Origin of the sequence: Rosenbergiella collisarenosi (assembly GCF_018494085.1) — a bacterium.
GTDB classification, from domain to species: domain Bacteria; phylum Pseudomonadota; class Gammaproteobacteria; order Enterobacterales; family Enterobacteriaceae; genus Rosenbergiella; species Rosenbergiella collisarenosi.
Genome location: NZ_JABBFP010000001.1, coordinates 1 through 18,093, shown reverse-complemented (window position 1 = coordinate 18,093; position 18,093 = coordinate 1). Strand labels below are relative to the sequence as shown.

The window sequence follows — 18,093 nt, the reverse complement described above, 5'->3', positions numbered from 1 at the left end:
ACCTAATGGTAGCGAGGAAAACCGTAGCAATAATTGGTGCTGGCCCCTCAGGAACGGTCGCCGCAGCATTATTAAGGAAAAATAATCACGATGTGGTTATTTTTGAAAAACAGTATTTCCCACGTTTTTCTATTGGTGAGAGTTTATTATGCAGTTGTTTAGAAGACCTCGACAATGCCGGACTACTCGGGGTTATTGAACAAGCTAACTTTCAGGTCAAAACGGGCGCTGCTTTTCAGCATAATAATAGGTATGCCACGTTTAATTTCGCCGAAAATTTCACCGATGGGAAAGATTCTACCTATCAAGTAGAAAGAGCTAAATTCGACAAACTCCTCGCCGACGAAGTCGCTCGCTTGGGTGTTGATCTATGTTTTGGCGAACAGGTCGAGGATATTCGTTTTGAGAATGGCGTTGAACTTACCCTACGTAAAGCGGACGGACAGCAATATCAATTTCACGCAGATTTCGTACTTGATGCGAGCGGTTATGGTCGTGTCCTGCCGCGATTACTGGACTTAGAGGTTCCTAGTACCCTCGTCACACGCAGGGCCGTGTTTACCCATATTACAGACTATTTTTCTGATAAAGCATTTGATCGCGAAAAAATACTCATTACGACACACGCGTCGAATCCTGAGATCTGGTTTTGGACAATTCCTTTTGCAGAAGGAAGGAGTTCGATTGGGGTTGTCGTACCTGAATCCCTCTACGTTAATTCCCAGCTCGACAGCGATATATTTTTACAAACAATGATCAATGAAACCCCGTCATTGAGCTCCTTAGTCGAGGATAGCGAATGGGATACACCGATTAATACCTTGGCCGGCTATTCAGCCAATGTAAAAACTCTACATGGCGAGTACTTTGCCTTATTGGGTAATGCCGCTGAATTTCTCGACCCGGTATTCTCCTCAGGCGTAACTATCGCTATGCATTCAGCGACGCTAGCGGCTGAATTACTCCACCAGCAATTCAGCGGCCACGATATTGACTGGGAAAATGAATATAGTGAAAAATTAAAGATTGGGATTAATTGTTTTCGTACTTATGTTGAAAATTGGTACAATCAACGCTTCCAAGATGTCGTTTATTATCAAGATCCTGACCCTCACATTAAAGCCATGATCTGTTCTATATTAGCGGGGTATGCTTGGGATAAAAACAATCCTTTTGTAAGCGACTCAGAAAACAAATTGAATCTATTGGCTGATATTTGCCAAGCCTCATAAACACGGTATTCATGATGAATAAATTCTATAGCCCGACTTATGTAGAAGAAACGAAAATAGGATTCGCTTTTTTAAGAACGCATACTTGGCAACATCATGTATTGAGAGTGGCAATTAACGACCTTAAACGCTTATTTCCCGAACCCCCACCGAAGGGGGCTATTTTACTCGATGTTGGATGTGGGCAAGGAAAAAGTTTTAAATATCTCACCAAAACACTCCAACCGAAAAAAATTATCGGCATCGATGCTGATCCTATTAGCCTTGAGTTAAGTAAAAAAGAGGCAAAAAAACAGAATATCTGTGCAGAATTAATAGGTGCGGATTGTGCGAAAATCCCGTTAGACGATAATTCAATCGATATTCTTTTTTGTCATCAAACGTTCCATCATCTTGTTGAGCAAGACTCTGCATTAGCAGAGTTTTACCGAGTAATTAAGCCTGGTGGCTATCTACTTTTTGCAGAGTCGACGAAATATTACATTGATACTTGGGTGATCCGCTGGTTTTTCCGCCATCCGATGCATGTTCAGAAAAGCGCAGAAGAGTATTTATCAATGTTACAACAACAAGGCTTTCATTTCGATGAAACCAACGTTTCTTATCCGTACCTCTGGTGGAGTCGAGCGAAAGACTTTGGACTCCTTGAGCGATTACGACTTAAAACGCCTCCTCCTGTTGGCCAGCGTGACGAAACACTGGTCAATGCCGTACTGAGAAAACCATGGTAATAGCCAAACAAAAGGAAAAATAATGAAATCACCATTTATCGCTGTATTGATCAGCCTTGGTGCTCTACTCCCCACGCTGAGTCAAGCTCGTGATACTGTACATATGCTCCCCTTCGATACCGTCGTAAAAACAATGACAGACGAGCATAAATTGGATGGTAGTGTGAAATTCTATCTTGCAGGAAATACTCCTAGCGCTAAAAAGGTCATTCAGGCAGGAGTCGTCTCAAATAAGAAGACCAATGCCTTCAATAAGTCTGATGAGGAAGCCTGTAATTGGGCATTAGAAAGCGCGTTACTCTCCTTTCAAGACTCCGCGAAAAAGGTCGGCGCAACATCGGTCATTAATATCGTGAGTTTTTACAAAAGAAATGAGCATTCCGATCCGCATAATTACGAGTGCCACGCCGGCGCCTTGATGGCAGGTACGGCATTAAAAGGTGATCTCGCCAATTGATCGCCACCTAACGGTCACCTACCCCATTGTAGCTAAATCATGGTGGAGGTAGGTACTGTGATCACTCGCTATCCCCCTGCAATATCATTCGTCTTTACCTCGCCGACTAAACTTTCCTAAAGCGTAATTCGATTTAAAGCATCATTTCTCACGACAAAAATCTCTATCTATACAAAATTCTAATAACAGGCGCTTCGTTACAAATCGTGACGAACATCATATATTTATAATTGCTTTACATTTCTTTAAATTTAAATATCTTTAATTTCATATGGTTACTATAAAAATACCACTTTATGCTAAAAATTGTTGTTGCATCATTTACCGTTATAAAGTTATGTTCATTGGGTCAGTCGTAATTAAATCGGTAGAAAAACAACAAAACCGAGTCAGCGCCTTATTTTCGGTACTGATAAGAGTGGTTTAACGATTAACTCTATGAATATATTATCGCTATGGAGACAGGAAGTGGTGAAAAAACAAAAAATTTTAGCCTTTAGTGGCAGCTTGATAGCACTGGCAATAGCCGCGCCTTCACACGCAGAAATTACTATCTTGGATAAAAATCCACAAAGTAGTTCGTTACTGGCTCCATTAAGTTTGCAAGTCGGTGGTAGCATCCGTCCTGAATGGGTACTCACCAACGGCCCAGATGCTAATAAATCGAATAAACGCGGTCACGATGGCGGCTCACGTGTTCGCTTTCGTGCAGACTATAAATTAACCGACCATACCTCCGTTATCGGCTACTACGAGTGGGGGTTCAACGTCCCGCATTTCTTAGGAATGAAGGGTAACTACGAGACCGGTACACTGCGTGATGTCCAACGACAACTGTATGCAGGGATCAAAGATGACCGTTACGGAACACTGACCTATGGTCATCAGTATGGCATTTATTACTCCGTCGTCGGGATTAAGAGTGACGTATGGGATAACGATGGTCATGCGGGCGCTACCGGTATTGGCTTCAATGGTAACTATGATGGTGCAAATAAACCGAAAAACAGCATCATGTATAAAAATACCTTTGGTCCAGTCACGCTTTCTGCAAACTATCTGTTACCTGAAGACCAGAAAGACGATGGAAGCGGCACGGGTCGATCCTACCGTCGTAACCACGGTGCTGGCCTTGGTTTCGATTATGCCATCCTACCGACTCTTTCTTGGGCAGCCGCTTATAGTAGTACCGAAGCAAACGTAAAAAATAGCACGACTCAGAAGGGTTACAATCAACAGGTTTCTGGTACCGCGTTAACGTGGCAGCCAGGTAACTGGTACTTAACGTCAACCGCCAGTTACTATAAAGACTTTGTTCCTTCTACTCGTAATCATACTGTTTCTCACTACTTTGCGGGCAGTGGTTATGGTTTAGAAGAGTTCGCGGGCTATACGTTTAACATCGATAAGCCATTCCTTAAATCTATCCAGCCTTACGTGGCGGTGGACTCCTTACGCCTGAAAGGGAAAGAAGATTACCACGCGAACCATGTCTATCTGGGTGCAGGCACAACGATTGGTTACGGCTTAAGCGTCTACCTCGAAAGAACCATCGCGACCAGTACGGATAACGAGCCTGATAGCACTTGGTTAACCGTGTTCTACGATTTCTAATTTTTCTACCAACTTACCTTCGGGTAAGTTGGTTTTCTTCTCCCTCTCCCCCTCTTCTTTACCAACCCTTACTTTCCCTAGATTATAATTTCTTTTAATATTTTTATCGTTACTAATCAATGACATAAATAAACTGCGGTAGGTTATTTTTTATCCATCAGTCGAGTTTAAAATAAACACCTCTCCGCTCAATCAATAAAAAGCACTTATAATCAATAACTTAAATAGGACAGTTTCTCATTACTCCATGGGAAAATAAGACTTTATCTGCGCTTTCCTTGAATTTCACTCAAAAGCATGTTTACAGTATTAATCCTAAATTGACCTAAACTTAAGAACATGGGGAAGCTATTTATATCTTTCTTTTCCCACTATGACGGGATGTCTGGCTAAGAAAGCTATACATTGCTCTATATTTCCATCGTGAGGGACACAATGTCTATAGAACAACCAACACCACAAAAACCCAAAAAACATTTTTGGAATCGAAAAAAAGAAAAAGAACTCACCTTAGACGATATTACGATCGTCGATAATGACATGCTTAAACGTGCCGTCGGTGCCGCAGCACTAGGTAATGCGATGGAATGGTTCGATTTCGGCGTATACAGCTACTTGGCAGTGACTATCGGTAAAGTCTTTTTCCCGGCCGCCAATGGCCCCGCGCAACTTATCGCGACTTTTGGTGCTTTCGCCGCGGCCTTCCTCATTCGCCCTATTGGAGGACTGGTATTCGGCCCATTAGGCGACAAAATTGGTCGCCAAAAAGTCTTGGCTATCACCATGATTATGATGGCAATCGGGACCTTCTGTATCGGCCTGATCCCCTCCTACCAATCCATAGGCATTGCCGCTCCGCTGCTACTCTTAGCCGCTCGTTTACTACAAGGTTTCTCGACCGGCGGCGAATATGGAGGGGCTGCGACGTTTATCGCCGAGTATTCAACGGATAACCGCCGTGGCTTTATGGGAAGCTTCTTGGAGTTCGGGACACTCGGTGGCTACCTGATCGGTGCAACGCTTGTAACCGCCATGACCTCGGTGTTTACCCCTCAACAGATGCTTGATTGGGGATGGCGGATCCCATTCTTCATTGCTGCACCATTAGGTATCTTTGGGCTATATGTACGGTTAAAGCTAGAGGAAACACCGGCATTCCAACAGCATATGGAAAAACAAGAGGCATTGGAACACAGCAAACCGCGCCTGGGACTGTTCCAACTATTAAACAAATACCGTGGGCAGATGCTTAAATGTATCGGCCTTGTATTATTATTTAACGTCTCTAACTATATGTTGACCTCCTATATGCCGAGCTACTTAACCGGTATTTTGGGATTGAGCGAATTAAGTAGCCTGCTGCTCATAATGGTTGTGATGTTTGTCATGATGCCATTAACGCTGATGTCTGGGCACTGGACAGATAAGCTCGGCCGTCGCCCAGTCATTGCCGGTGGTGCGATTGGCTTAATCGTGTTCTCCGTACCTTGCCTGATGTTGATCAGCTCTGGCAACATGTGGCTGGTCTTCCTAGGGCTAATTATCCTAGGACTGATCCATACCTGTTTCAGTGGCACCATGCCCGCTACCTTACCGGCACTGTTTGCCACGGATATTCGCTACAGTGCATTAGCGATCGGCTTTAATATCTCAGTCTCGCTATTCGGGGGCACTACGCCGTTGATTACCGCATGGTTAGTTGACACGTCGCACAACCTTCTAATGCCTGCTTATTACCTCATGGCTGCCGGGGTTATCGGTCTGATCACGGTCTATACCTTACGTGAAACGGCTCGTAAACCGCTTGCGGGGTCAGGACCTGCTGTGGCGAATAAAGCTGAGGCAATGAGTCTGCTGAAGAAGTTAAAACAGAAGAAATTGAAAAATACCTCTTCTGATAGTAAACATGGAAAATAGTCGGCAATTATAACTTTCGTAGATTACAGGCTAAGTTAGCTGTAATCTATTACTCTATACTTATCAAATTACTAAATGATGCAACAAAATAGATATATACAAGATATTAATTAGCTAAAAATTAGAGAGTTGTATCTTGCTGTTTAAATTACCTCATAATAAATAGTCCATTTATCACCCAAGAAATTGTATTAATGAGATAGTATTAATTGTCGGGCAAAAACTGGCAAAATAAATTTTATCACCTAATTAATGAAAAACTCTTGTGTTAGTTAAAAAATGGCTTAGTCGATGAAAAACCTAATAAAATCCCTACTGTGCGCTTAAACTAGCATGTACTCAGTTGACTGCCAAAATAGTAATATGATGAGCACCTGCCCTACCAATTTTAAGAGTTGAATATAATAGTCCAATAACTTATACCTCATCAGGCCTTATTAATAAACATCAACGATAGTAGAAGTATTACCAATATTTTATATTCGACTCATTAATCTATAGCCAAAATAGTGCGAACCTGAGTAACGGTTTACATGGATATGTAATCTGACTAAGGCCCCGAACCCAATAAACTTCCGCGAAAGCGCTGTTATCTCCCCAGGATTTATAGCTAATATCCTTTATCTACCAACGCCCAGCAAAATATTTTCTACAAACCACTATTCAGCAAGAATGACTTTTCACTCTTATCAACTTGGGTTTAACCCCTAATCAAATATCCTACAAAATATCAAAAATATTTATCTATCAATATTCATTAATCAATAGCCAAAGCCAATTAACTAGGAATATTCTTAGACATATTATGTGTATCAGGAAGTCAAGACTGATAGCAACCCTAGGTTGGTTAGTCAGTTCTTCTTCTCGGGGATCACCCCCTGGGTTTTAAGACAATTTCTACTAACCGACTATTATAGGTGCCAAAATGAAAAAAATAATTCTACCTCTTTGCGTTCTGACTTTAGGTATGGCTTCACAGGTATTTGCTGCTGATGGTAACGTGAATTTTACAGGTAACATCATCGCTTCTGGCTGTACCGTGAATGGCGATAGCGGCACAACTATTAACGTACCGATGGGTACTTATGCATCATCTTCACTGGCAACTGCAGGAGCAGTAACCACTCCTCAAAACTTCAACATAAAATTGACAAGCTGCCCGTCAAACGCCGTGAAAGTTCGCTTTGATGGAACCGCCGTTACTGGTCAACCGACCTTGTTAGCATTAACCACCGGTCAACCAACTACTGGTTTTCTTGGCATTCAAATTACTGACTTAAATAGTAATGTTAATTATAATATTTCCGGTCAAACCGATGCTGTAGCTTTCCAGACTCCAGTTTCTGGTAACATAAGCATCCCATTGGCAGCACGTTATTATGCTGTTAAAACTGGTGTTCCAGCTGGCACAGCAAATGCCACTACTGCTTTTAACTTAGAATACAAATAATACTCAGCCCGAGTGGCTGTTGGGAAATCGTATACATGAAAAAAATGAGTTTACTGATTGCATTAGCGGTTTGTTCACATAATGCTTCAGCTGCGATTCAACTGATGGCCACTCGCGTGGTGTATAATTCAAACAATAGTTCTGCTGCTTTACCCATTCAGAACCAAAGTAATTCAGACTATTTAGTTCAAACATGGTTAGAAGATCAAAATGGGGGCACAACTAACATACCGATGCAAGTTGTCCCCCCCATTTTAAAGTTAAGTGCAGGTAAATCGGCTTCGTTACGTTTTATTTATTCTGGCAAATCTCTTCCAGATAATCAGGAAAGCCTGTTTTGGATTAACATTCAGGAAATACCACCAGCAAGTAAAGACGAAAACGTACTGCAGGTTGCGGTACACAGTAGACTAAAACTTTTTTATAGACCGAACTCATTGAAAACCACATTAGCCGAACAGGCAGAGAAGCTGCAGTGGGTTAAGTCTGGCAATCAAGTAAATATCAAAAACAATGGGCCAATGTATATCTCACTTAATACATTACACGCTGGCAATAAAAATATTAACCTCGATATGGTCGCTCCTTATGGAGAAAAAACTGTTAATTTAGGTTCTAGTAATATCGCAAATACAGTTTCATACGGTTATATCAATGACTTTGGCGGAGTCACAGAAATAAAAGATCACCCGCTAAATTAATTCTGGAGAGTTGCGACTATGGATTCCAACAATATAAAAAAAATATCTTTAGTCGCCGCTACATCGGCCATTCTAAGCTGCAAGATTTCTTATGCAGATGATTTTAATATGAGCTTTGTTCACGGTGCTAGCAACGTTAGTTCCGTTTCCTCTGTTGCATCCGGTAACACTATTCAACCTGGTACTTATCCTTTTGATATCTATTTGAATCAACATAAAATAGATAATCTACAAGTTACGTTTATTAAAGCAAATAAACAAAGTATCGTCCCTTGTTTTGATGCTGAACAGTTAGCACAGTATGGTATTAAGCTACCCGAGTCAGCAGTTGGCAACCATTGTATCAGTGTTGACACTACGATACCTGATAGCCAACTAGACGTTGACGTAAATAATCAAAAAATAGAGTTAACCATTCCACAGACTCAATTAATTAACACACCCAAAGGAACCGTTCCGAAACGTTTATGGGATAACGGCATTAATGCTGGCTTTATTAATTATAACTATAACTTCAGCCATAATAAGTATCGATTTAATAGTGATTCATCCACAGAGAACTATAGTTACCTGGCATTGAACAATGGAATTAATATTGGTTCTATCAGACTGCGTCAAAATGGTAGTCTGACACATAACTCTTATACTGGTACGCACTGGACTAACATTGCTAGCTGGGCTGAAACAGATATCATTTCTTTAAGAAGCCGCTTACTGGTCGGACAAAGCTCAACGAATAGTAACGTTTTTGACAGCTTTCAGTTCAGGGGAGCCCAGATCAGTAGTGTCGAAGACATGTTACCTGACAGTATGCGTAACTATGCCCCTGTGGTACGTGGTGTCGCACATTCAAACGCCCGAGTTTCTATTCAACAAAACGGTTATCTGGTCTATTCCACTAACGTCTCGGCCGGGCCCTTTGCAATCCATGATGTTTATCCTAACAGCAGTGGCACACTTTATGTCACCGTTACGGAAGCTGACGGTTCTGAGACGCACTTCGAAGTCCCTTATGCTTCCGTGGCAAATATGCTGCGGGAAGGAATTTGGAGTTATCAAGTCACCGCTGGTCGTTATAATGACGGCTTGAGTGGATACTCACCTAACTTTATTCAGGGTACCGTATCCCGTGGAACAAGTTATAACCTGACACCCTACGGTGGGGCTATTGTTGCGGATAACTATCGTTCTGCAGTGGCGGGGGTTGGTACGAGTCTTGGTAATTTAGGTGCCTTATCCATCGATGCTACTTATGCAGTAACTGACCTAGCATCGGGTAGTAAACAGCAAGGACAAAGTTATCGATTACTTTACTCAAAATCATTAAATAACTATGGAACTGATTTCCGTCTTGCCGGATATCGCTATTCAACTTCTGGATATTATGACCTAAATGATGCGGTCAATGAACAGCGTGATTGGAAGCAAGGACATTATGAAGCCGATTATACCGACCCTAATAAAGTTAATGATGGCACACCTAGTTGGGCTCAAAAAACCAACTCTACTTATACTTCATCCACATATTCCAATAAACGGCAAAGAATGGAGGTATCACTTAATCAATCATTAGGTGACTATGGCTCCATCTATATTAATGGTAGCCAGCAACGTTATTGGAATACTTCTGGTTCGAGCCGTACTGCTCAGCTAGGTTATAATGGCCAGTCGCGACGTATAAATTATGGTATTTATTGGCAAACAACAAAAACTCAATATGGCTATTCGGATAATTCAGTCAATGTTGTAGTATCTATTCCGTTAAATCTAGATTCGACCAATACTAATACAACGATGATCAATACACAATTGGCTCATTCCAGACTAAATGGCGACAGCTATAATACTGGTGTATCGGGTACATCGTTAGAAGATAGTCGCCTAAGTTATGGTGTGAGTACCGGTAAAAGCCAAGGGAGTGACCAAAACTCTGCAGCTAATATCGCCTATCGCAGCAACATTGGTAACGGTAGTGCATCCTATAGTTATAGTAATAACTATCAACAAGGTTCTTTGTCAGCAAGTGGCGGCATTGTATTACACTCTGGTGGAGTATTACTTTCTCAACCCTTGTCAGACACTTTTGCGCTCGTTAAAGCTAAAGATGCAGCCGGTACAAACGTCATAAACTCACCGGGCGTCAAGATAAACGATTCTGGGTACGCGGTAGTAAGTAGCGTTTCACCTTACCGTTATAATGGAATTAGCCTGAGTACCGAGCACCTTGGACCTGGATTAGATATTCCAGAATCTACCCTCCAGGTAGTGCCAACTCATGGTGCGATCGTACAAGCTAATTTCCAGACCTACTATGGACACAGCTTATTAATCCATGCCTCTCTGACCGATGGTAGCAAACCTCAGTTAGGCGCGAGTGTTTTAAATCAGAAGGGCGTGAACAGTGGTACCGTTGGGACTGATGGGGTTGTGTTCGTGTCAGGGATCTCAAGCGATGATACGCTGCGTCTGAAATGGGGTGATAATGCTGATCAACAATGTCAAATATCAATTCCTGACAACCTACCACCGATGAAAGATGGTGAGGGTTATCAAGAGCTCACTTTACTATGCCACCCAGACAAAGGCTGATAACAATGAATACAAATTCCTGGACACGCAGACTATGCTGGTTAATTCTGTTTTCGTTGACTAGTATCATTTTCTGCCAACAAAGTTTCGCACTATCCTGTCGTGAAGGAAGCAATGCTTCCAGTAGAACACCCGTCGGTACGACACTCGCACCTTTTCCAATTAACTCAGTTGCCTTTGCTAAATCTGACTTTGTGGCGGGAAGAGTACTCTGGCGTTCGGAAACTTTCACCTCAACATTTACTTGCTGGGATACAGATAATCACCCGATGGGTGAAGATGCGTATATCTACTGGAATCCATGGGGTGATCTGAGCAATATTGACTCATCACTTTCGATCGGTGTAACGATCAACGGAAAAGATTACGATGCAGTTAATACACAATACAGAGCACAATCCATTGATCTCGGTGCTGGCACAGGCCCAGGAACGTATACGACTTGTACTAATTCAATCTTAGGACTATGTGTTTCTAGTAAGTTTGTTGCGTTGCCTAATACAACATCTTTCTCATTTTCTATTTATATAAAAGCAACAGGAAGGACGCCACCTACGAATTACGCAAATCTTGCATCAGCACGCGTTTTCCAGGTCGATGGGGTTTTGGGGATCAATACCTCGACACAAAATAGTAACTATGTCGCTAACCTTACTAATTTCAGCAATATACGAGTTGTTCAATGTACTCCAACAGTGAGTATCGCTGGAACGGGGAATAACACGGTTGCCTTCGGTAATATTCCTGCAACTAATGCCTCTGCGGGTAAGGTAGAACGCATAATACCTTTTACGGTCAACGCCAATATTGCTGGCGGTGGTTGCTCCGGGGAAAGCCTAGTGATCAGTTTTAGTAGTCCAGATGTGAGCAGTTCGGACAATACAATGATTATACCCGCTACAAAACCTGGACTTGGTATCTACCTCACGCCTAAAGATAACACCAGTTCAAAAATCAAGTTCGGACAAATTACAGACTTCACTACCTCAGCGATTACCAAAGATACGACTATAGTGTCTAAGACATACAATGCCAACTTACAGTGGCTAACATCCTCCCCGTCAATCGGTAGTTTTAGCAGCACCGCTACAGTAAATGTAACGTTTAAATAAGATTATAGAAAAACGCCGCATACGCGGCGTTTTTTTTTAAAATCCTAAATACTGATAATAGGGTTTATCGGGGCTTATCGGTAAAAAAGTAAATTAATTTAGAGGATCATTTTTTTCTCTCTTAAATGAAACTTCATAGAGTATCTCGATTAAATCCCTAACCAGACTATCTACCAACACATCTAGTGTCGAAATATCTTACCTAAAATTCGCACTCACTCTCGATTAGGCTTCTGGAATCAGGAAGTAAGAACAGATGTGATAATCGTCCTTCCCTTATAGAGTTCCCTAAATTGCCGTATTGAACCTTACCAACGGGGTTATAGAACGAGAAAATTTTCAGACGATATATAAAATACCAAGAAAAAAGGATGGGTGTTGGGATAGAGGAAACAACTTAGGTAATAAGCGGTAGGTGTCCCCTTTATATTTTAAGAGAGGCGGGAAAACTCACCCTCCAGGAAGGTGAGTTGTTTAATCACTTATTCTGAAACGCGTAAAACTTTTTGTTCTTCAGGTCCTGCTCGATCTGTTCCAAGCTTTTCCCTTTCGTTTCAGGCACAAGATAGATAATAAACACCAGCGCTCCGACCGAGATCGCCGCATAGAGCCAGAAGGTATAAGAGGCGCCTAACCACGTCACTAGGCTTAATGTTGTGAGAGTGACTAATAAATCGAAAATCCAATGACTGAATGCACCTAAACTCGCCCCTTTGCCTCGAACGAATAAAGGGTAGACTTCGGCGTTAATCAGCCAGATACAGACTCCGAATCCGCCGCAGTTTAGCATCAAGTATGCCGCCAAGCAGACAACCACCATTATTTGACTGAATTGGTTTTGCGGGCCATTTCCCAAGAAAAGGTACCCCATCACCACTAGTGCGACGATAGACCCAGGAATTGTCCATAACAGATAACGGCGACGGCCAATCTTATCGACCAAAATGCTCCCCACGACCGTCATAACGACGACTAATAGAGTACTAAGCCCGGTACCAAGAATGGCGGCTTGGTTTGAAAAGCCTGCGTGCGTCAGTATTGTCGGAGCATAATAAATTAATGCATTGTTACCTGTGATCTGCGAGAACATAGCGATGGCAGCGCCAACCACTACCGCGGGACGTATCCACGGCTGCGCAAGATCACGCCAGCTACCTTCTGGTTGATTAGCTACAGTGTGTATTTCTTCGATCTCTTGCTGCGCCAGTGCCTGAGAACCCCGCACGCGAGTTAAAATCTTAAGGGCTTCGTTATCGCGTTTACGCATAACCAACCAACGTGGACTTTCCGGTAAGAAGACCATTCCGGCTAATAATATCAGTGCAGGAATAACCCCTAAACCAAACATCCAGCGCCAGTGATCACCGAGTACGAATCCGCTGGCATAAGCGACGGTAATCCCGAATACCACCATGAATTGGAATAATACGACCATCTTACCGCGATGCTTTGGTGGTGCAACTTCAGCGATATACACCGGGATAATTTGCGTTGAGCTCCCCGCTGATAGGCCGAGTATGAAGCGTGAGAGAATTAACATGGTGACATTCGGCGACATCGCAGAGGCTATCGAGCCTACCGCGAAGAGTAGCGCCACGAAAATCACCATCTTGCGGCGACCAAGTCGGTCTGAAAAAGGACCAGTACCCAAGCAGCCAAAGATCGCACCAAAAATAATGGCGCCGGTGACTAACTGTTTAACGGTATCATCCAAGGCAAAAGCTTTACCTAAGCCAAGTAGTGCCACTCCTATTACACCGGTATCGTAGCCGAACAGTAGTCCCCCCAGTGCGGCAATTACGGCAATCCACACGACAAGAGCCGGGTTTGGCTTATCAAGCGGCCGTTCTAATGTATTGTCCATAGCGTTTCCCTAATATTGTCATTATCATTTTTGTTTGAGTGTAATTTGTTTATCTGCGCGATGAGCGGTAAGCTTAATCAGCTCCGCATTGGGCTGATCTGTAGAAAGTATCCACTGCTCGGCCTCTTTTTCAGAACGACCGAATTCTTCATGCCGACGCTTAAGTTGTACCAACCGTTGTGTTTCATCTACATGAATAAACCATGTTTCATCTAGCAAGGCAGGGGTATCAGCCCAGCCCGCATCCTGAGATAATAAATAATTCCCTTCGGTAATAACCAACCGTGTTTCAGGGTGGATAGCGATTTCTCCTGCGATCGATTCCTCGATGTCACGATGAAAACAGGGTGCGTAGATGATTTCATTAGCCCCTGCATGTCTAATACGCCTTAATAATGCTTGGTAACCGTGAACATCAAACGTGTCGGGAGCTCCTTTACGCTGTAATCGGTTTAACGCTTTCAATTGATTGTTCGCAAGGTGGAACCCATCCATTGGGATCACCGCGACTTTGCCGTCAAAGTGACGGATTAACCAATCCGTGAGTGTGGACTTGCCTGCCCCTGGTAATCCAACAATACCAAGAAGACGGCGCTTGTCGCCCTCGCACCATTCATGTAGCTGCTGTAAAGCGATGTCGTCAATCATAGAAGAACGTCCGGAAGGAAGAGTGCCATCAATAGAGTGCTATAACTTAAATAACATTTACAAAACACTCCAATAACACCGCGGAAATTGTGATCTGAGTCATAATGTTTAGTGGCATTGAAGAGAAAATGCTGAATCGTTTCACATCATTGATTACCGTTTGATAGGTGAGTTAATTCAACCTTGAGCGGGGTTCTGCTATTATCTCCATATCAATGGACTTTTAGTGGGATGGGAATTATGGCTGGTAAGCTACTTGGGGACGCGCCGACGCTCTCTGTTTTCGATTTTGATGGGACATTAACGCGACACGATAGTTTTATTCCCTTCCTACGCTTTGCCTTCGGCCGCCGACGTTTCACACGTAAAATGTTACATTTAGTCTTTCCTACTCTGCGTTGTTTGCGTCGCAAACTGACACGCGATGAGTTAAAAGAAGTCCTGATCCATACCTTTATGAAAGATATTGATGAGCAATGGGTGAAAGATAAAGCAGCGGCTTACTGCCGAAAATATTTTACGAAGCTGATGCGTCCTAAAGGACTACTGGCCGTGGCGGCCGAGTTAAATGCTGGGGCAACGGTTACCCTTTGTTCAGCCTCTCCTGAAATCGTACTACGTCCCTTCGCCGATCAACTGGGGATCAATCTGATCAGTACGCAATTGGAAGTCCTTGATGGAAAACTAACGGGAAAAATTTCTGGTAATAACTGCAGATGTGGACAGAAAGTGGCACGTTTGGAGAAAGTCTACGGCCCATTAGAAAATTACCATTTACGCGCCTGGGGAGATACGCGTGGCGACTACGAATTACTCTGTGCAGCTCAAGATCCACATTGGCGCCACTTTCATTCCTCAGCTGCGCCAAAAAAATCGCCGATCGATAAGATAAAGACTTAGCCTACGTCATCATTTAACGTCCAGTGAGCAAACTAGAACACCGTTACGTGACGGATTAATTCTAGCTTGCTCCAAAAACTCATTACCTTTTAGTAAACTCTACTGAGAAATCCATTTATCCTGCCTGTTTAAACAAAGACTCTACTCTCCATAGAGTTTTGCTATCTCACCTGGAGTCGTCAACCAGTACTCATCCTTACGATCGAGTATCGCCTTGAGTGTCTTCTTCAATCGATAGAAGCGAAAGGGTTGGCCAACAATATAGGGATGTAGCGCGATCCCCATAACCTGCGGAGACTGTTCACTTCTTGCCAGCAACTCTTCGAATTGGTATTCGATCATCTGGCAAAAGGTATCGATCGTTGCACCATTGGGGATAATACTTGGTATATCGTTAATTTCTTGCGGATAAGGGATCGAAACTAAGGGTCCATTTTCGGTGAAGAAGGCGGTTGGCATATCATCGTGCGCCCAATTTAAGGTGTAACGAAACCTATTTTTAGCGAGTAACTCTGGGGTAGAGAAGCTCTCAGAAATCCAAGGTGATAGCCAGCCACTCACCGTCTTATTCTGATACTGTTGTAGGCGCTGTTGGCAAGTGCCTATTAATCTATCCTCCTCATCGAATGCCAACTCTCCCTGACGTTGAGAATTTGTATGGCCGTGGCCGATGAGTTCGCTACCGGGTAATGCCAACCACCGATCAAGTAATTCGGGGCAATAATCTAAGATTGAAGTATTCGCGATAACCGCAGGGGGGATTGCCAGAGTTTCGAATAAGTCAGCTAGATGCCATCCTCCGACCCGATTGCCATAGTCTCGCCAGCTATAGTTCAAGACGTCTGGGAAATTGGCATTAGCTGATAATTTAGCGCCCTCCTGGGAATCAAACGCGAAATGCTCAAGGTTCATCGCGATATACACAGCTAACCCCTTTCCATTTGGCCAGCGTGCCGAACTAGGGATTTGTGGTGACTTATAAGGGTAGCGTTGCGGTGTGGTAAGGGCTGTTAACCTAGCTTGTTTCGACATAATGATTCGCTATAAATGAACGTAAAAATTCAGTATAGCCATTCGGGGATGTTTCGCAGAGATAAAGGATTTTACATGCTAAAATAGTCGCTATATCGATGAGGAAAGAGATGATGAAGAAAATAATTTTTTTATTGAGCGCGCTTCTTTTAGCTGGCTGCGCTGCGAAGAAAGAGAAGACGCCAGATCAGCCCGTATTACATACTGGTAAATGTGCCAATGCAGGTAAGGCTATTGGCTGCACGTGGACCAATGTCTCTCTTTAATTATCTGTCTAAAATTCCCAATGCAAAAAGGCCATCCTTACGGATGGCCTTTTTGTCTATTTGGATGCCTGGCAGTTCCCTACTCTCGCATGGGGAGACCCCACACTACCATCGGCGCTACGGCGTTTCACTTCTGAGTTCGGCATGGGGTCAGGTGGGACCACCGCGCTAGTGCCGCCAGGCAAATTCTTTGTGCTAAAACGCGTCTTTTTAACGTACTCGGCGTTAACGTCCCGCTCGCTGTTCAGTCACATACCTCTGTATGCTCCTTCTCATCGCTTGGGCGTCGCCTTGATTACGATAAAAACACATCGTTTCTGCAAATTCTGTATTAATAATCTGTCAACGCGCTGATAAATCTCTCAATCCAAAACGCCTCTGGCGTTGTAAGGTTAAGCCTCACGGGTCATTAGTACTGGTTAGCTCAATGCATCGCTGCACTTACACACCCAGCCTATCAACGTCGTAGTCTTCAACGTCCCTTCAGGACCCTCAAGGGGTCAGGGAGAACTCATCTCGGGGCAAGTTTCGTGCTTAGATGCTTTCAGCACTTATCTTTTCCGCACTTAGCTACCGGGCAATGCCATTGGCATGACAACCCGAACACCAGTGGTGCGTTCACTCCGGTCCTCTCGTACTAGGAGCAACCCCCCTCAATTCTCCAACGCCCACGGCAGATAGGGACCGAACTGTCTCACGACGTTCTAAACCCAGCTCGCGTACCACTTTAAACGGCGAACAGCCGTACCCTTGGGACCTACTTCAGCCCCAGGATGTGATGAGCCGACATCGAGGTGCCAAACACCGCCGTCGATATGAACTCTTGGGCGGTATCAGCCTGTTATCCCCGGAGTACCTTTTATCCGTTGAGCGATGGCCCTTCCATTCAGAACCACCGGATCACTAAGACCTGCTTTCGCACCTGCTCGAACTGTCACTCTCGCAGTCAAGCTAGCTTATGCCTTTGCACTAACCTCACGATGTCCGACCGTGATTAGCTAACCTTCGTGCTCCTCCGTTACTCTTTGGGAGGAGACCGCCCCAGTCAAACTACCCACCAGACACTGTCCGCAACCCGGATTACGGGTCTACGTTAGAACATCAAACATTAAAGGGTGGTATTTCAAGGTTGGCTCCACGCAGACTAGCGTCCACGCTTCAAAGCCTCCCACCTATCCTACACATCAAGGCTCAATGTTCAGTGTCAAGCTATAGTAAAGGTTCACGGGGTCTTTCCGTCTTGCCGCGGGTACACTGCATCTTCACAGCGATTTCAATTTCACTGAGTCTCGGGTGGAGACAGCCTGGCCATCATTACGCCATTCGTGCAGGTCGGAACTTACCCGACAAGGAATTTCGCTACCTTAGGACCGTTATAGTTACGGCCGCCGTTTACTGGGGCTTCGATCAAGAGCTTCTCCTTACGGATAACCCCATCAATTAACCTTCCAGCACCGGGCAGGCGTCACACCGTATACGTCCACTTTCGTGTTTGCACAGTGCTGTGTTTTTAATAAACAGTTGCAGCCAGCTGGTATCTTCGACTGGTTTCAGCTCCAGGAGCAAGTCCTTTCACCTAC

Annotated in this window: 14 protein-coding genes and 2 rRNA genes; 11 read left to right on the top strand and 5 right to left on the bottom strand. The window is 43.8% G+C overall.

Annotated features, from left to right (window positions below; genetic code table 11):
• The first annotated feature begins 5 nt into the window (after window positions 1-5).
• The 9 genes from HGT70_RS00080 to HGT70_RS00040 all read left to right on the top strand — a co-directional run bounded on the left by HGT70_RS00080 (window position 6) and on the right by HGT70_RS00040 (window position 11,803).
• The gene (locus HGT70_RS00080) at window positions 6-1,232 is read left to right on the top strand and encodes an NAD(P)/FAD-dependent oxidoreductase (protein WP_214194563.1); all 1,227 of its coding nucleotides are present in this window, start codon (window positions 6-8) and stop codon (window positions 1,230-1,232) included.
• A gap of 11 nt (window positions 1,233-1,243) precedes the next feature.
• Window positions 1,244-1,963: a class I SAM-dependent methyltransferase gene (locus HGT70_RS00075; protein ID WP_071433448.1), complete on the top strand. Its 720-nt coding sequence runs from the start codon at window positions 1,244-1,246 to the stop codon at window positions 1,961-1,963.
• 22 nt (window positions 1,964-1,985) lie between these two features.
• On the top strand, window positions 1,986-2,420 hold the full coding sequence (locus HGT70_RS00070) for an excinuclease (RefSeq protein WP_071433446.1): 435 nt from the start codon (window positions 1,986-1,988) through the stop codon (window positions 2,418-2,420).
• Window positions 2,421-2,891: 471 nt separating this feature from the next.
• Entirely contained in the window at window positions 2,892-4,034 is a 1,143-nt protein-coding gene (locus HGT70_RS00065; RefSeq protein ID WP_422047380.1) for a porin, read from the top strand.
• Window positions 4,035-4,469: 435 nt separating this feature from the next.
• Window positions 4,470-5,951, top strand: coding sequence for a glycine betaine/L-proline transporter ProP (gene proP / locus HGT70_RS00060; RefSeq protein ID WP_214194562.1), 1,482 nt, complete (start codon window positions 4,470-4,472; stop codon window positions 5,949-5,951).
• A gap of 925 nt (window positions 5,952-6,876) precedes the next feature.
• On the top strand, window positions 6,877-7,401 hold the full coding sequence (locus tag HGT70_RS00055; RefSeq protein WP_071433439.1) for a fimbrial protein: 525 nt from the start codon (window positions 6,877-6,879) through the stop codon (window positions 7,399-7,401).
• 35 nt (window positions 7,402-7,436) lie between these two features.
• Window positions 7,437-8,102: a fimbrial biogenesis chaperone gene (locus tag HGT70_RS00050; RefSeq protein WP_214194561.1), complete on the top strand. Its 666-nt coding sequence runs from the start codon at window positions 7,437-7,439 to the stop codon at window positions 8,100-8,102.
• An 18-nt stretch (window positions 8,103-8,120) separates the two neighbouring features.
• Window positions 8,121-10,691: a fimbria/pilus outer membrane usher protein gene (locus HGT70_RS00045; protein ID WP_214194560.1), complete on the top strand. Its 2,571-nt coding sequence runs from the start codon at window positions 8,121-8,123 to the stop codon at window positions 10,689-10,691.
• A 5-nt stretch (window positions 10,692-10,696) separates the two neighbouring features.
• A complete protein-coding gene (locus tag HGT70_RS00040; RefSeq protein WP_071433435.1) occupies window positions 10,697-11,803 on the top strand; it encodes a fimbrial protein in 1,107 nt (368 codons plus the stop codon).
• 478 nt (window positions 11,804-12,281) lie between these two features.
• Here HGT70_RS00040 and HGT70_RS00035 read toward each other — a convergent pair whose 3' ends face one another.
• Window positions 12,282-13,667, bottom strand: a complete 1,386-nt coding sequence (locus HGT70_RS00035) for a sugar porter family MFS transporter (RefSeq protein WP_214194559.1) — start codon at window positions 13,665-13,667, stop codon at window positions 12,282-12,284.
• A gap of 24 nt (window positions 13,668-13,691) precedes the next feature.
• A complete protein-coding gene (locus tag HGT70_RS00030) occupies window positions 13,692-14,315 on the bottom strand; it encodes a nucleoside/nucleotide kinase family protein (RefSeq protein ID WP_071433431.1) in 624 nt (207 codons plus the stop codon).
• A 231-nt stretch (window positions 14,316-14,546) separates the two neighbouring features.
• Between HGT70_RS00030 and HGT70_RS00025 the strand changes: the two genes are divergently transcribed.
• Window positions 14,547-15,215 (top strand): HAD family hydrolase, encoded by a 669-nt coding sequence (locus HGT70_RS00025; protein WP_071433429.1) that lies wholly within the window; start codon window positions 14,547-14,549, stop codon window positions 15,213-15,215.
• A 141-nt stretch (window positions 15,216-15,356) separates the two neighbouring features.
• On the opposite strand, the gene HGT70_RS00020 is transcribed toward HGT70_RS00025, so the two are convergent.
• Complete coding sequence (locus HGT70_RS00020; protein WP_214194558.1) at window positions 15,357-16,247, bottom strand: polysaccharide deacetylase family protein; 891 nt, start codon at window positions 16,245-16,247, stop codon at window positions 15,357-15,359.
• 110 nt (window positions 16,248-16,357) lie between these two features.
• On the opposite strand from HGT70_RS00020, the gene HGT70_RS00015 reads away from it, so the two are divergent.
• Window positions 16,358-16,513 (top strand): hypothetical protein, encoded by a 156-nt coding sequence (locus HGT70_RS00015; protein ID WP_157725205.1) that lies wholly within the window; start codon window positions 16,358-16,360, stop codon window positions 16,511-16,513.
• Between the two features lie 66 nt (window positions 16,514-16,579).
• Here the strand turns inward: HGT70_RS00015 and rrf are convergent.
• Window positions 16,580-16,695, bottom strand: a 5S ribosomal RNA gene (gene rrf, locus HGT70_RS00010).
• Between the two features lie 206 nt (window positions 16,696-16,901).
• A 23S ribosomal RNA gene (locus HGT70_RS00005) occupies window positions 16,902-18,093 on the bottom strand; the annotation flags it as partial.